We start from the raw sequence: 15,425 nt of genomic DNA on the forward strand, positions 1-15,425 counted from the left end.
ATTATGGCTTCTCCTGAATAGCATTCTGATAGGTGGCTTCGCTGAAACCGGCGAGCAGGCTGCCATCCGGGGCGCGCAACAGCGGACGCTTAATCATGGCGGGATGCGCCAGCATCAGCGCTTTGGCGCTGCGGGCATCGGTCACCGCGTCGCGGTCAGCCTCGGGCAGTTTACGCCAGGTAGTGCCGCGGGTATTGAGCAGGGCTTCGTAGCCCAGCGCATCGATAAATTCCTGCAGCAGTGCATCGCTCAGGCCATCGGCCCGGTAATCGTGAAAGTGATAATCAACGCCTGCATCTGTTAAAAAGCGCCGGGCTTTTTTTATGGTGTCGCAATTTTTTATCCCGAACATCACCCACTGCGTGCACATCGCCTGATCCTTATTGTTATGAAGCGCGTTAAGCTGAAAAAGCAGCCAAAGCGCGAGTTTAGCATAGTGTGATCCGTTGCGGCATCTGCCCTGACGGCTGATCGTGCGTAAAGCGAGTCTCAGGCAGAGGATCATTTCCCCCCGGGTAAACGCTATCAATTCAGCGGGCAATCATTACCCTGCTCATCATTTCGCGATTAAGAATTTCGCCATGTTGAAAAAATCGTCTACCGCTGGGTTAATCGCGAAATATTTCCTGCGTAGTTAGGAGGTTGCTGAAATGTGCGTCAGCTTACAAAATCCGCAATATTCATGTTTTCATCGCTGCTGCCGATAGTGATAACAGGTGTAAACGTATTCACCTGGCGAAAAAAAACGCGTAATATTGCCAGCACAATAAGAGAGGGCATTATGATTGACACTGAAATGGGAACCTGGAAAGAATTCATCGAAGCGATGTTACGCAACAAGTAACACGTGGAGATTAAAGCAGGACATTCCCGCTTGCTGACATTCTTACCACACACAGAAATAAGGCGGCCGCTGATCTCAGGGGGCCGCTTTTTATTGGCTCCGCATTCAGTCATGCGGCTTCTCTTTCAGCGGGAAGCGACGGCGTACCAGCACAAAGAACAGCGGCACGAAATAGATCGCCAGCAGCGTCGCGGAGATCATGCCGCCCATCACGCCGGTTCCCACGGCATGCTGGCTGCCGGAGCCTGCTCCGCTGCTGATCGCCATAGGCAGCACGCCAAAGATAAAGGCCAGTGACGTCATGATGATGGGCCGCAGGCGCTGACGCGACGCCTCGAGCGTAGACTCCACCAGCTCACGCCCTTTACTGTTCATCTCACTGGCAAACTCGACAATCAGGATGGCGTTTTTCGCCGACAGGCCGATCACTGTCAGCAGGCCCACCTGAAAATAGACATCATTTTCCAGCCCGCGCAGCCAGGTGGCAATCAGCGCCCCGACGACGCCGAGCGGCACCACCAGCATCACCGAGAAAGGAATCGACCAGCTCTCATAGAGCGCGGCCAGGCAGAGAAAGACCACCAGCAGCGAAATGGCATAGAGCGCCGGGGCCTGTGAGCCGGAGAGGCGCTCCTGATAAGAGGCGCCACTCCACTGGAAGCCGACACCCAGCGGCAGGGCGTTAACCAGCTTCTCCATCTCATCCATGGCAGCGCCGCTGCTCACGCCACTGGCGGCTTCGCCCACGATCTCCAGCGATGAGTAGCCGTTATAACGCTCAAGGCGTGGCGAACCGGTCTCCCAGCGGCTGGTGGCAAAGGCGGAGAAGGGCACCATTTTGCCGCTGCTGTTGCGGACATACCATTTGTCAATGTCGTCCGGCAGCATGCGGAACGGAGCGGCGGCCTGCACATAGACCTTTTTCACCCGGCCGCGATCCAGAAAATCGTTGACATAGCTGGAGCCCCACGCGGTGGTCAGGGTGTCGTTGATGGTATCCAGTGACACGCCCAGCGCCTGCGCTTTGCGCGCATCCACATCGATCTGCAACTGCGGGCTGTCATCCAGGCCATTGTGCCGCACCCGCGACAGCGCCTTATCGTTGCCCGCCATCTCCAGCAGCCTGTCGCGCATCGCCATCAGCTGGGTATGACCGATGCCACCGTGATCCTGCAGCTGCAGGTCAAAGCCGGAACTGCTGCCCATACCGGTAATCGCGGGGGGACTGCTGGCTATCACCCGGCCCTCTTTGATCTGCTGAAAAGCTTTGGTCGCGCGCTCGATAATCGCAAAGGAGGTGCGATCGTCACCGGGCCGCTCCTCCCAGTTTTTCAGTCGCACAAACAGACGCGCGACGTTCTGTCCGTTGCCGCCCGGGCCTGCGCCAATGGTGGAGAAGACCGACAGTACGTTCGCTTTCTCCTGAGTCAGATAGTAGTGCTCCACCCTGGCGACCACGCGAGCGGTCTGCTCCAGCGTCGAGCCCGCCGGCAGCTGCACCTGCGTCAGGAATACACCGCGATCTTCCAGCGGCAGAAACGAGGTGGGCAGGCGCAGAAACAGAAAGGCCATCAGGCCGATAAGGCCGAGATAGAGCAGCAGCCAGCGACCGCCGCGGCGCAGAATCGCCGCGACCCCGCGCTCATAGCGGTCAGCATTGCGGTTGAAGTGACGATTGAACCAGCCAAAAAAGCCGCGCGCCGCATGCTGTTCGCCCTGTGCCACCGGCCTGAGCAGCGTGGCGCAGAGTGCCGGCGTCAGGATCATCGCCACCAGCACCGACAGCACCATCGCCGACACGATGGTGATGGAGAACTGACGGTAAATCGCGCCGACGGTTCCGCCAAAAAATGCCATCGGCACAAACACGGCTGACAGCACCAGCGCGATACCGACCAGCGCGCCCTGAATCTGGCCCATCGATTTCCGGGTGGCGGCCCGCGGCGAGAGTCCCTCTTCGCGCATGATACGTTCCACGTTTTCCACCACCACGATGGCATCATCCACCAGTAACCCGATCGCCAGCACCATGGCAAACATGGTCAGGGTGTTGATGCTGAATCCGCAGGCGTAGAGCACGCTGAAGGTGCCAAACAGCACCACCGGCACCGCAATAGTCGGAATGAGGGTGGCGCGAAAATTCTGCATGAACAGGTACATCACGCCAAACACCAGCACGATCGCCTCCAGCAGCGTCTTCACCACATCGGTAATTGACGCTTTGACGAACGGCGAGGTTTCATAGGCCACTTTTGCTTCCAGCCCGTGCGGGAAGTAGTGCGACAGCTCCTCAATGCGCGCCCGCACCAGCTTATCGGTGTTCATCTCGTTGGCGCCGGAGGCGAGCTTTACCCCCAGCCCCGAGGCGGGCTGACCATTGTAGCGGCTCAGATAATCATATTTCTCCGCCCCCAGCGCCACGCTGGCGACATCGCCCAGCGTCACCACGGAACCGTCAGGATTGTTCTTCAGGGTGATAGCCCGGAACTGCTCCGGGGTCTGCAGCATCGACTGCGCATTGACCGTAGCGTTCAGCGCCTGCTTCTCCACCGAGGGCAGGCCTCCGACCTGACCCACAGCAACCTGTGTGTTCTGCGACTGAATAGCGCTGACCACATCCCCGGTGGTCAGGGCATAGGCGATCAGCTTGTTGGGATCGAGCCAGATGCGCATGGCATATTGCGAGCCGTAGGCGTCCACCTGGCCGACGCCATCAATGCGGCTCAGGGGGTCCTGAATGTTGCTGGCGACATAGTCTGCAATATCCTGCTTATCCATGCTGCCGTCGGTGGAGACGAAAGCCACCATCAGAATGTTACTGTCACCGGTTTTGTTCACCGTGACGCCCTGTGACTGCACCGCCTGTGGCAATTTGCGCAGCGCAGACTGCAACTGGTTCTGCACCTGCTGACGCGCTTCATCAGGATCGGTTCCGGCGGTAAAGGTGAGGGTGATTTGCGCCTGGCCGGTGTTGCTGCTGTTGGAGGACATGTACATCAGGTTATCGATGCCGGTCATGTTCTGCTCGATCACCTGGGTGACCGTATTTTCCAGCGTCTGGGCCGATGCGCCCGGATAGTTAGCGGTAATGCGGACATTGGGCGGGGCCAGGTCGGGGTACTGCTCAATGGGCAGTGACCTGATCGACAGCGTGCCGCACAGGCACAGCAGAATCGCCAGCACCCAGGCAAAGATGGGGCGGTCGATAAAGAAATTCGACATTAAACCGACACTCCTCACGACAGTTAAAATCGACCAGGCCTGCCCGCTACGGGCGCACTGACAGACAAATCGGATGTGCTTTGCCACGATTCGCCGCCGCCATTCACTCTACGTGCGGCAGCGGGGGAAATCGTGGAGAAATTGAGGAGAAAGTGTAAATTCGTTGGCTATTTGCGGCTTTCCAGCCACATCACCGTGGCGGCGACGCGCGAACGCACATCCAGCTTGCGCAGCAGATTGCGGATATGCACTTTTACCGTCTCTTCCGAGATGTGCAGAATAGCGGCAATCTCCTTATTCGACAGGCCGCGCGCAACCTCCTGCAGCACATCCCGCTCGCGATCGGTGAGCTGACGCAGCGGATCGGCGCTGTGCTGACGATTGGTCAGATAGCTGGCGACGCCTTCGCTGAAAACCTTTTCGCCACGCGATGCCTGCAGAATATGCGCCAGCAGGATCTCCGGTTCGCTGTCCTTGAGCAGATAGCCATCGGCACCGGCATCCACCATCGCAAAAATGTCACTGCGGGCATCAGAAACGGTCAGCACCAGAATGCGGGCGCTGATCCCTTCATGGCGCAGCGCCTTCAGCGTGTCCAGCCCGGACATGCCTTTCATATTCAGGTCGAGCAGAATGATGTCGGGCTCCTGACGGCGCGCCTCGGCCAGCGCCTCTGTGCCGTTATTCGCTTCGGCGACCACCGTCAGTTGCGGCTCCAGCGCCAGCAGCTGACGAATACCGCGACGCATCAGCGGGTGGTCATCCACAATCATCAGGGTTAATGCGGGTTGTTGCATAGTCTCTCCGTTTATCGGTTCAGTGAAACCGACAGTCTGTTCTGGCGAGTAAACCAGGCGGCGGCCCGTTACTCCAGCGGACGGGCAGGCTGCGGCGGAAAGCGCAGTTCGACCCGGGTGCCCCGCGGTTGCGCGTGGATGGTCAGGTTGCCGCCCAGGCGCTGAGCGCGTTCCGCCATAATGGTCAGGCCATAGTGGCCGGGGGGTTCGTCGGTGCTGTTCATGCCCACACCGTCGTCCGTAATCGTTAGTAAGTGCTCACCTTTTTCACTGTGCTGATACTCCACCCGGATGACCTCTGCGCTGGCGTGACGTATCGCGTTCAGCAGCGCCTCTCGGGCGATCTGCAATACATGCACCTGCTGCTGCGCTTCCAGACTCAGCAGCCCGGTCTGATAGTGAAACTGTATCTCTGCGCCACTCTTCTCCTGCAGCGAGGCGATCATCGCCTGCATCGCCGCGACCAGATCTGCCTGCTCAATGGTCAGGCGGAAGGTGGTCAGCAGTTCACGCAGCTGCCGGTAGGCATCAGCCAGCGCCCGATCGAAGTCGGCAATGATAGTGTGCGCTGCGCTATCCTCTTTATCGACGGTGCGGCGCAGCAGGGTCAGCTGAATGCGTAAAAAGGAGAGCGATTGCGCCAGCGAATCATGCAGTTCACGGGCGATGGTGGTGCGCTCTTCGATCAGCAGCATCTGCTGATACTGCTGCTGCGCCTGCCAGATCCAGATAGCGCGTCCGAGCATCGCCGCGAGGCTGCGCATCAGCTCATCCGGGGGAGAGGCACTGGCTGTCTGCCAGCGCAGCTCGCCCATTGGCTGGTCGGCCTGCCGGACCGGCAGCCGCTGCCACTGACCCCCGGCCTCTTCATCACCGGCGCAGAACTGAAACTGATCGCTGTCGAGCCGGATAGCCGTCAGTTTTTCACGCGTCAGCACGCGGCTTAAGACGGCTTCAAATAGGGCCGGATGCAGCGGGCTGGCCGTCAGCATCTGTGAGCTGTCATAGAGCAGAGACAGGGTGCGGTTCGCCTGGGTTAAATCTTCGGTCTTTTCACGCACCGTACTTTCCAGCAGCTTATAGTGCGAGTGCAGGCGTGCCGCCATGCCGCTAAAGGCGTGTGACAGTACCCGCAGCTCATTCTGCTGTTCGACCTGCAGCGGCGGAAAAGCAAAATTGCCGCTCTCAACGTAGCGACTGGCGGTGACCAGCGCATTGAGGGGCCGTACCACCTGCAGACGGGTAAAGCGAATCGTCATCAGCGCCAGTGCCACAATCGCAATCACCCCGACCAGGCTGCTGCCCGCCACCAGATGCATTTTCAGTTCGGTGTAACGCTGTAAGCCCAGCACAAAGCGGTCGATCTCGGCGACGTAAACCGGGATCTGATGCTGCCAGGTGACGGTATCGCCCTGCAGCAGCTGCTGTTGCAGGTCGGGCCAGGCGGCGCGCAGACGTTGATAGCGAGTACTGACTTCACGCGGAACCCAGGGGCGATCCAGCTTCTGCAATACCGGAGAGTCCAGCGTCTGCTGATAGAGCGCCAGATGCTGCGGCAGATTCTGCGGCTGACGGCTGGCATCCCAGGCCATGCGGTAACTCTGCATACGCAGTGAACCGGCCAGATTGATCGCCTCTGCGTCGCGCTGACTGCTGAGCAGCGTGACCAGGGCCAGACCTGTTGTGAGCAGCGACAGCAGGACAATTGCACTGAGCGCCTGCGCGATGCTTTGAGTTACGGAACGTTTAACAATCACATGAATGGCCCTGTGGTGAGTGCGGGATTATAAAAGAGCAATCCCCTGACGCAAATGATCCTGCTGCGGTTTATCGCACCCGTCGTGTCGGACCGAACAAAAAATGACCGCAACTGACAGTTCCCAGGATCGACGACGGTTCTGTGGTCAAAAAACAAACAGCTTTACACCGCCCCGATGTTGCTTTTCATTGCAGCGCTAATAATTCTTCCAGTCACTGACTTACCCCCGATTACAGATTAAGGAGCATCCCATGAAAAAACTGAATGCTGTTCTGGCGGGCGCCTTACTGACTACCGCCTCATTTGCCACTTTCGCTGCTGCACCGGTCGATCAGGCCCAGGCGCAGAACCTCCAGAGCATCGGCAGCGTCTCGGTCTCCGGCGTGCGAGGCTCGCTGGATGATGCCAGCCGCCATCTGTCGCAAAAAGCGGAAGAGATGGGTGCCAGCCACTACCGTGTTATCGGCGTCGATAACCCAGGCGACTCCAGCCTGTGGAGCGGCACCGCAGAGATTTATCGCTAGCTATACCCTCCTGTTTCCATCCCTGTAGCTCTTACCGGCCTGAAAATGGCCGGTTTTTTTATTTTTGTGCATCATGACGGATTCTTACAAATCAGCCTGTGCATCCGCCCGGTATATTTTGCTTCGTTCCTGCATAACGGGTAGGATTCATCGCCGTAAATTCCCGCCTTGCCTGGCACTCACTCACAGGCAAGCGCACAGAGGAAAATACCCCATAACTCAGGGCATGACACCTGCATGGGGGAAGCGACGACTGATGGTCAGGACAAACAGGAAAGCTATGAAATCTAAAAAGAAAACCCCAGGCGAGTTGCGCGCTGCGAAACGACGCTGGCTCAATTCTCATGACGCGGGCTACCAGAAGGCTATGGGTAACCGGCACGTACAGATGATCGCAATCGGTGGTGCCATCGGCACCGGTTTGTTCCTGGGCGCAGGTGGCCGTTTGCAGGCTGCGGGCCCCGCCTTAGCCATCATCTATCTGGTGTGTGGCATTTTCTCCTTCTTTATTCTGCGTGCGCTGGGTGAGCTGGTGTTACACCGTCCCAGCAGCGGCAGCTTTGTCTCTTATGCCCGTGAGTTCCTCGGCGAGAAAGCCTCCTACGTGGCGGGCTGGATGTATTTCGTCAACTGGGCCATGACCGGTATCGTGGATATCACCGCCGTCGCGCTCTACATGCACTACTGGGGCGCGTTTGGTGATGTGCCGCAGTGGGTCTTCGCCCTGGGTGCGCTGGCGATTGTTGGTACCATGAACATGATCGGCGTGAAGTGGTTTGCCGAAATGGAGTTCTGGTTCGCGCTGGTGAAAGTGCTGGCCATCGTGGTCTTCCTCGTGGTGGGCGTGGTGTTCCTTGGCACCGGCAAACCGCTGGATGGCAACAGCACCGGCTTCCATCTGATTACCGACAACGGCGGCATCTTCCCGCACGGCTTACTGCCTGCGCTGGTGCTGATTCAGGGGGTAGTGTTCGCCTTTGCCTCGATCGAACTCGTCGGAACAGCGGCGGGCGAATGTAAAGATCCGCAGACCATGCTGCCGAAAGCTATTAACAGCGTGATCTGGCGTATCGGTCTGTTCTACGTCGGTTCGGTGGTCCTGCTGGTGCTGCTGCTGCCGTGGAACGCCTATCAGGCCGGTCAGAGTCCGTTCGTGACCTTCTTCTCAAAGCTGGGCGTACCTTACATCGGCAGCATCATGAACATCGTGGTGCTGAGCGCGGCGCTCTCCAGCCTGAACTCCGGCCTCTATTCGACCGGACGTATTCTGCGTTCCATGTCGATGGGCGGTTCTGCACCGAAGTTCATGTCTAAGATGAACGGTCAGCAGGTGCCTTATGCCGGGATTCTGGTCACCATCGGCGTTTATGTCATTGGCGTAGTGCTTAACTACTACGTGCCGTCGCAGGTGTTTGAGATCGTCCTGAACGTCGCCTCACTGGGTATTATCTCCTCCTGGGCCTTTATCGTGGTCTGCCAGCTGCGTCTGCGTAAGGCGATCAAAGAGGGCAAGGCGGATGATGTGAGCTTCAAGCTGCCGGGCGCGCCGTTTACGTCCTGGCTGACCCTGCTGTTCCTGTTCAGCGTGCTGGTGCTGATGGCGTTCGACTACCCGAACGGCACCTATACCATCGCCTCTATTCCGCTGATTGCCGTGGTGCTGGTGCTGGGATGGTTTGGCGTGCGTAAGCGCGTTAACGCTATCGCCGAAACCGAGCATGATCATCATGAAGAGGAGGCAAAGCCGACCCAGCTGGCGGATGAATCCTCCCGCTGATCGCCATTGCCGTCATCAGGCCAGCCTCCGGGCTGGCTTTTTTTTGGGCGCAAACCGGCGCCGCGAATTAGGATAGTTTTCCCGCCTCCTTGCCCCTATGATGAAAGGCTCCCTTTATGCGGTAGCGGAGTCTGCATGTCGTTTAAGATCAACATCATCAAAGATAAACTCCTGTCTGAAAACTGGTTTGTGCTGCGTAACTACACCTATGAGATAACCGACCGTCAGGGTGAGGTGATCCGCCACAAGCGTGAAGTCTATGACCGCGGCAACGGGGCGACCATCCTGCTCTATAACCGTGAAAAAAACAGTGTGGTGCTGACGCGCCAGTTCCGCATCGCCACCTACGTCAACGGTAACGACAGCGGCATGCTGATCGAAGCCTGCGCGGGTTTGCTGGATGATGACACGCCGGAAGATTGCATCCGCAAAGAGGCCATCGAAGAGACCGGCTACGCCGTGGGTGAGGTGGAAAAACTCTATAGCTGCTACATGTCACCGGGCGGCGTGACCGAGCTGATCCACTTTTTCGCGGCGGAATATCACGACGCGCTGCGTGACAATGCGGGCGGGGGCGTTGATGATGAGTCGATTGATGTACTGGAGCTGCGCTTCCCGGATGCGCTGGCGATGGTCGCCGATGGCCGCATTCGCGACGGTAAAACCATTATGCTGTTGCAGCATGCCCGCATCGCAGGCTGGCTGACGCCATAATCGTGCCCTGAACGGCCCGCCACGCGACAGCCCGGGCTGCAATGCGGACACTGTCTCCAGGTTATGCACGCTTTTTAAGCAGTTAACTGCGCTTTTTGCACGGGTTCACAGAATGCGAACCCTGTCTGGCCCATTGATGCGCTATCCTCTCCACTCTGGGTTTTTGGGGATCGATTTTCTTAATGTCGTACTGGATGAAATCGCTGTGGCTGTCGACGTCTCTGTGGGTGACCTGTGTTCAGGCGGAACCGTTGCAAAAGTCATTCAACGACTGGCAAATCACCTGCAACAACGAAGCCTTCTGCGTGGCCCGCAATATCCCCGGCGATAAAGGGCTGGTGATGACGATTTCGCGCCATGCGGGCGTTAACGATCGCCCCTTACTCCGCATCGACTACGGCAGTGCCTATACCGGCGCGCTGCCTGGCGGCCCGCTGCAGGATAATCTGCTGCTCGACCAGCGGCGTCTTAAACCGGACCTCAAACACTGGACGGCAGAACCGCACCATCTCGCCACCAGCAATGCTATCGCCATTGATGAATTTCTTGATCTGGTGATGGAAGCCAAAACCCTGCAACTCACCTACGATGCCAGTGCCGCGATCTCCCTGCGCGGTATGAAAGCTGCACTGCTGCTGATGGATGACAGGCAGGGGCGGGTGAACAGCATGAGCGCGTGGATTAAACGTGGCGACCGCGCCAGCTGGGAGGTTCCGCCGCCGCCAGCATTGCCACAGCTGCCTCCCGCCGTGAGGCCGCCTGCGCCCCTGACGCGCGAAGAGACCAGCGGATTAATCGATTACGGCACCTGGCGCATCAATACCGACTCCTGCTCACTCGACCCGCTGCGGCGTGAGGTCAGCGTTGCGCCTCTCACCGATCAGCATGCGCTGTTGCTGGTCAGTTGTGAAATGGGGGCATACAACGTCATCGATCTGGCGTTTGAAGTGACGCGCAGCACGCCCTACGTGGCACGGGGCATCACGCTGACGCTGCCCTTTACTCCGCCGAGAGCGAGTGACCGCCAGCTTGAGCTGATTAACGCTGAGTATGATGCGGCCAGCGGCCAGCTTTATACGTTTGGCAAGGGGCGGGGGCTCGGTGACTGCGGCAGTGCCACACGCTGGCAGTTTGATGGCACCCGCTTTGTGCTGGCGGAATATGCGGAGGAGTCGACCTGCGATGCCTGGCATAGCAGTGATGACTGGCCAACCCTGTGGGTCAGCCAGTCAGACGGTGGCGTCCAGCAGCGTTAGCGGATGACCTGCACCATCATCGGAGAGCCGGTCTGGTTGCCGACCAGCTCAGCCAGCATGTTGTTTACGCCGTCGCTCATTGGCGTAAAGCGGGTCAGCGGCGAGCGCGTCACCACGACAAACACGCCCACGTTATGCTGCGGCACCATCGCCATATAGGTAATGAAACCCCCGCCACCGCCGGTTTTCTGAATAATCCCGGGACGACCATTCTTTGGTCCCATGTAGACCCAGCCCATCCCCAGCGCATCCGCTTTCCCTGGCACATCCATGCCTTCCACGCGGGTCAGCTGATCGCGGCGATAGATCAGCGTTTGCAGCCGATCGATCTGCGGGGTGCGATGGTTAACCGACGAGTTAAGGAACTGCTGCATCCAGCGGCCCATATCATCCGGCGTGGAGTAAACGCCGCCGCTGCCAATCGCCGCCAGGGTGTTGTTGCAGGGGCTGGCCCCTTTCTCAGCCACCATCAGGCGACCACACTGCTCAGGCGAAGGCGTAAAGGTGGTGTCTTTCATACCCAGCGGACGGGTGATCAACTGCTGAAACAGGGCCGGGTAGGGCGTGCCCGCCGCGCGCGACAGCGCATCGCCCAGCAGATCGTAACCCAGGTTGGAGTAGGCGGCACTGCTGCCCGGTGCGGCTTTGAGGTTCGCCCGTGACAGCCACGTCCAGCGTTCACTGCGCGTCGGCCAGACAAACACCGGCCGCTGCGCCTTGCCGCCAGGCTGTTCACGCGGCAGTCCGCTGGTATGGGTGGAGAGGTTGATCAGACGAATGGGCTGTCCGTTATAAGCAGGCACGCGGGTGCCCGGCGGCGCATATTTACTCAGCGGATCGTCGAGGCGAATCTGTCCGCGCTCCGCCAGCTTGACCATCACTTCACTGGTCATCAGCTTACTCAGCGAAGCGATACGAATCAGCGAATCTTTTTGCGGGCGCACATTGTTGCCTGGCCGGGTTTCACCAAAGCTGGCGAAGACCCGCTGATTGCCATCAATCGCGACCAGTGCCATACCGGTTGCACCGCTGCCATAAAAGATATGCTCCGCATAGCGGTCAACAATCTGAGAGGCGAGCAGCGGATCGGGCGCGACCTGCGCCATGCTTTTTAATGGAAGCAGTGAAACCATCAGGGCCAGAAAATAGGGTGTGCGCATGTTCAACGGAAATGGCTTCGCTATAGAGATCGGAGGAGATCTGCCTTCACGCATCGGACAGACGCGGGCAGCACATCGCGTTATTCCGGCAGAAGAGCAGCAGGAACAGGCGGGCAGCCAGGGCGCAGGCAGCATTAACTATGACGGCTCTATAGTAATCAGTTTGTGCGGGGCGTGAAGAGGGGAGACGAGATTTTTTTCTGTTTCGGGCTATGTGATGAAATGGCCCTTCCCGGTGTGCCGGGAAGGGCAAAAGCATTACACCGGCTTGAGTAATGCTTCAGCGTGACTGACGATATTCTCCACCGTGAAGCCAAACTCCGGGAACAGCTTGCCGGCTGGCGCTGATTCACCAAAGGTGGTCATACCGACAATCGCGCCTTCCAGACCCACATACTTGAACCAGTAGTCGGCGATTCCGGCTTCCACCGCCACGCGCGCCTTCACGCCGACAGGCAGAACGGATTCGCGGTAGGCAGCATCCTGCGCATCAAACAGGTCGGTTGAAGGCAGTGAAACCACCCGCACCTTGTGACCGCCTGAAGTGAGCTTATCGGCTGCACCCAGGGTGATCTCAATTTCTGAACCGGTGGCAATCAGGATCACTTCGGGGGTGCCGTCGCAATCTTTCAGCACATAGCCGCCGCGTTTGATGTTCTCGATCTGCTCCGGGGTACGTTCCGGCTGCAGCAGATTCTGACGGGAGAGGATCAGCGCAGTCGGGCCATGATGGCGTTCGATAGCCGCTTTCCACGCCACAGCCGTTTCCACCTGATCGCACGGACGCCATACGCTCATGTTGGGCGTCAGACGCAGGCTGGCGATCTGCTCAACGGGCTGGTGGGTCGGGCCATCTTCGCCCAGACCGATGGAGTCATGGGTGTAGACCAGAATCTGTCGCGCCTTCATCAGCGCCGCCATGCGTGCTGCGTTACGCGCATATTCGACAAACATCAGGAAGGTGGCCGTGTAGGGGACGAAACCGCCATGGTGTGCGATACCGTTACCAATCGCCGTCATCCCGAACTCACGCACACCGTAGTGAATGTAGTTGCCGGCCGGATCTTCTTTGATCGACTTGGAGCCAGACCAGATCGTCAGGTTACTGGGCGCCAGGTCTGCAGAACCGCCGAGGAACTCCGGCAGTAATTTGCCGTAGGCTTCCAGCGAGTTTTGTGAGGCTTTACGGCTGGCAATTTTCTGCGGGTTAGCCTGCAGCTCCTGAATGAAACGGGTGGCTTCGCTTTCCCACGTTGACGGCATCTCGCCATTCATACGGCGTTCGTACTCTTTCGCCAGCTCAGGATGTGCCTCTTTATAGGCCGCAAATTTTGCATCCCAGGCTTTTTCCCGTTCCGCACCGGCGGCTTTGGCATCCCACTGCTGATAGATTTCAGCCGGGATCTCAAACGCCGGATAGTTCCAGCCGAGTTGCTTGCGGGTCAGGGCGACTTCTTCCTCACCCAGCGCTGCGCCGTGCGACTCCTCTTTACCGGCTTTGTTCGGGGAACCGAAACCGATTATGGTGCGGCAGATAATCAGCGAAGGCTTATCGGTAACGCTCTGCGCCTCTTTGATCGCCTCGCGAATGGCGTCCGCGTCATGGCCGTCGATGTCGCCGATGACGTGCCAGTTGTAAGACTCGAAGCGCTTATGGGTGTCGTCGGTAAACCAGCCTTCGGTTTCACCATCGATCGAGATACCGTTATGGTCATAGAAGCCGATCAGTTTGCCGAGACCCAGGGTGCCCGCCAGGGAGCAGACTTCGTGCGAAATCCCTTCCATCAGACAGCCATCGCCCATAAAGACATAGGTATGGTGGTCGACAATCTCATGATCCGGACGGTTAAACTGCGCGGCCAGCGTGCGCTCTGCAATCGCCAGACCAACGGCGTTCGCCAGACCCTGACCCAGCGGGCCGGTCGTCGTTTCCACGCCTGGCGTGTAGCCGATTTCCGGGTGGCCCGGCGTTTTGGAGTGCAGCTGACGGAAGTTTTTCAGCTCTTCAATCGGCAGGGCGTAGCCACTCAGGTGCAGCAGGCTGTAGAGCAGCATTGAGCCGTGGCCGTTGGAGAGGATAAAGCGGTCGCGATCAAGCCAGGCGGGATTGGTCGGATTGTGCTGAAGGAAGTCGCGCCACAACACTTCGGCGATATCGGCCATTCCCATTGGCGCACCGGGGTGGCCGGAATTTGCCTTCTGAACCGCATCCATGCTCAGTGCACGAATCGCGTTTGCCAACTCTCTGCGTGAGGACATAAAGTTCTCCCTTGTTATGCATCAGGGCGGGAAAGTCCCGCCCGACTAAAATGAGGACTACAGACGTGCGGCCAGTACATCTTCCAGCTTCTGCTGGTCAACAGCGAACTGGCGGATACCATCAGACAGTTTCTCAACCGCCATCGGATCCTGATTATGCTCCCAGCGGAACTCCGCCTCAGAGAGCGGTGATGGCTGATGGAAGCCTTCGGTAGACGGCTCCAGCTTGCGCTCCAGCGGCGCGTCGCTGTTCTGCAGCTCTTCCAGCAGGTTAGGGGAGAGCGTCAGGCGATCGCAGCCCGCCAGCGCCACAATCTGCTCCACTTTACGGAAGCTGGCACCCATAATGATGGTGCTGTAGCGGTGCTTTTTGTAGTAGTCGTAGATGCGACGCACGGATTTCACGCCCGGATCTTCATCTGCCACGTAGGGTTCCATCGGCTTGCGTGAGTTATACCAGTCGTAGATGCGACCCACGAACGGCGAGATCAGGAACACGCCCGCTTCCGCGCAGGCACGCGCCTGCGCGAAGGAGAAGAGCAGAGTCAGGTTGCAGTGGATACCATTCTTCTCCAGCTCTTCCGCAGCGCGGATACCTTCCCAGGTTGAAGCCAGCTTGATCAGTACGCGCGAGCGGTCGATACCCTGCTCTTCGTACATCCGAATCAGTTTTTCTGCTTTGGTCACACACATGCCACGATCGAAGGAGAGGCGCGCATCCACTTCGGTCGAAACACGGCCCGGTATGCTTTTAAGGATTTCCATACCGAGATTGATTGCCACTTTGTCGCTGGCGTTGATGATCTGAGTCTCTTTGCTGCCGCCCTGTTTTTTAGCGTACTCGATCGCGTCATCCATCAGGTGCTTGTACCCTTCGAGACCGGATGCTTTCAGAATGAGTGAAGGGTTGGTGGTGGCGTCTTCCGGGTGGTAATGACGAATCGATTCGATATCGCCACTGTCCGCCACCACGGTGGTGAACTGTTTTAGGGCTTCTAGCTGGTTCATCTCTAAACTCCTTGAAAAGAAAAATGAAAGCGAACAGGGATCACCTCAGGCCTCGCAGCCGGTCTGTGGCATGTGCTGCTAGCGGGAACGCGAACCCATAACATT

The 15,425-nt window shown here is 58.3% G+C and carries 12 protein-coding genes; 5 read left to right on the forward strand and 7 right to left on the reverse strand.

Translation table 11 applies throughout. The features are described 5' to 3' along the window. Nucleotide 1 precedes the first annotated feature (1 nt). The 4 genes from OJ965_RS07600 to narQ form a co-directional block, all read right to left on the reverse strand. Nucleotides 2-370 (reverse strand): ArsC family reductase, encoded by a 369-nt coding sequence (locus tag OJ965_RS07600; RefSeq protein WP_009088808.1) that lies wholly within the window; start codon nt 368-370, stop codon nt 2-4. Nucleotides 371-949: 579 nt separating this feature from the next. Continuing rightward, entirely contained in the window at nt 950-4,066 is a 3,117-nt protein-coding gene (acrD, locus tag OJ965_RS07605) for a multidrug efflux RND transporter permease AcrD (protein ID WP_265138657.1), read from the reverse strand. 167 nt (nt 4,067-4,233) lie between these two features. Next, nucleotides 4,234-4,863 carry a response regulator gene (locus OJ965_RS07610; protein ID WP_058957420.1) on the reverse strand — a complete coding sequence of 210 codons (630 nt, stop codon included), beginning with the start codon at nt 4,861-4,863 and terminating at the stop codon, nt 4,234-4,236. A gap of 68 nt (nt 4,864-4,931) precedes the next feature. Next, nucleotides 4,932-6,620 carry a nitrate/nitrite two-component system sensor histidine kinase NarQ gene (gene narQ / locus OJ965_RS07615; RefSeq protein ID WP_265138659.1) on the reverse strand — a complete coding sequence of 563 codons (1,689 nt, stop codon included), beginning with the start codon at nt 6,618-6,620 and terminating at the stop codon, nt 4,932-4,934. A gap of 253 nt (nt 6,621-6,873) precedes the next feature. Between narQ and OJ965_RS07620 the strand changes: the two genes are divergently transcribed. The 4 genes from OJ965_RS07620 to OJ965_RS07635 all read left to right on the forward strand — a co-directional run bounded on the left by OJ965_RS07620 (nt 6,874) and on the right by OJ965_RS07635 (nt 10,893). Beyond that, nucleotides 6,874-7,146, forward strand: a complete 273-nt coding sequence (locus OJ965_RS07620; protein ID WP_009088813.1) for a YdgH/BhsA/McbA-like domain containing protein — start codon at nt 6,874-6,876, stop codon at nt 7,144-7,146. Between the two features lie 280 nt (nt 7,147-7,426). After that, the gene (gene ansP, locus OJ965_RS07625; RefSeq protein ID WP_009088814.1) at nt 7,427-8,923 is read left to right on the forward strand and encodes an L-asparagine permease; all 1,497 of its coding nucleotides are present in this window, start codon (nt 7,427-7,429) and stop codon (nt 8,921-8,923) included. Nucleotides 8,924-9,058: 135 nt separating this feature from the next. Further along, nucleotides 9,059-9,637 carry a GDP-mannose pyrophosphatase NudK gene (gene nudK, locus OJ965_RS07630; RefSeq protein WP_046102349.1) on the forward strand — a complete coding sequence of 193 codons (579 nt, stop codon included), beginning with the start codon at nt 9,059-9,061 and terminating at the stop codon, nt 9,635-9,637. Nucleotides 9,638-9,819: 182 nt separating this feature from the next. Beyond that, on the forward strand, nt 9,820-10,893 hold the full coding sequence (locus tag OJ965_RS07635) for a DUF1176 domain-containing protein (RefSeq protein ID WP_046102348.1): 1,074 nt from the start codon (nt 9,820-9,822) through the stop codon (nt 10,891-10,893). Here OJ965_RS07635 and ampH read toward each other — a convergent pair. Further along, nucleotides 10,890-12,053: a D-alanyl-D-alanine-carboxypeptidase/endopeptidase AmpH gene (gene ampH / locus OJ965_RS07640; protein ID WP_265138662.1), complete on the reverse strand. Its 1,164-nt coding sequence runs from the start codon at nt 12,051-12,053 to the stop codon at nt 10,890-10,892. The two genes, OJ965_RS07635 and ampH, sit on opposite strands and share 4 nt — an antisense overlap. Between ampH and OJ965_RS07645 the strand changes: the two genes are divergently transcribed. Next, nucleotides 12,052-12,231, forward strand: a complete 180-nt coding sequence (locus tag OJ965_RS07645) for a hypothetical protein (RefSeq protein ID WP_033736151.1) — start codon at nt 12,052-12,054, stop codon at nt 12,229-12,231. The two genes, ampH and OJ965_RS07645, sit on opposite strands and share 2 nt — an antisense overlap. Before the next feature lie 80 nt (nt 12,232-12,311). Here the strand turns inward: OJ965_RS07645 and tkt are convergent, their stop codons facing one another. Both tkt and tal read right to left on the reverse strand, forming a co-directional pair. Next, nucleotides 12,312-14,312 carry a transketolase gene (tkt, locus tag OJ965_RS07650; protein ID WP_265138664.1) on the reverse strand — a complete coding sequence of 667 codons (2,001 nt, stop codon included), beginning with the start codon at nt 14,310-14,312 and terminating at the stop codon, nt 12,312-12,314. A 57-nt stretch (nt 14,313-14,369) separates the two neighbouring features. Beyond that, nucleotides 14,370-15,320 (reverse strand): transaldolase, encoded by a 951-nt coding sequence (tal, locus tag OJ965_RS07655; RefSeq protein ID WP_009088826.1) that lies wholly within the window; start codon nt 15,318-15,320, stop codon nt 14,370-14,372. Nucleotides 15,321-15,425: the final 105 nt, after the last annotated feature.

The sequence above is a fragment of the Pantoea anthophila genome, assembly GCF_026104315.1.
GTDB classification, from domain to species: domain Bacteria; phylum Pseudomonadota; class Gammaproteobacteria; order Enterobacterales; family Enterobacteriaceae; genus Pantoea; species Pantoea anthophila.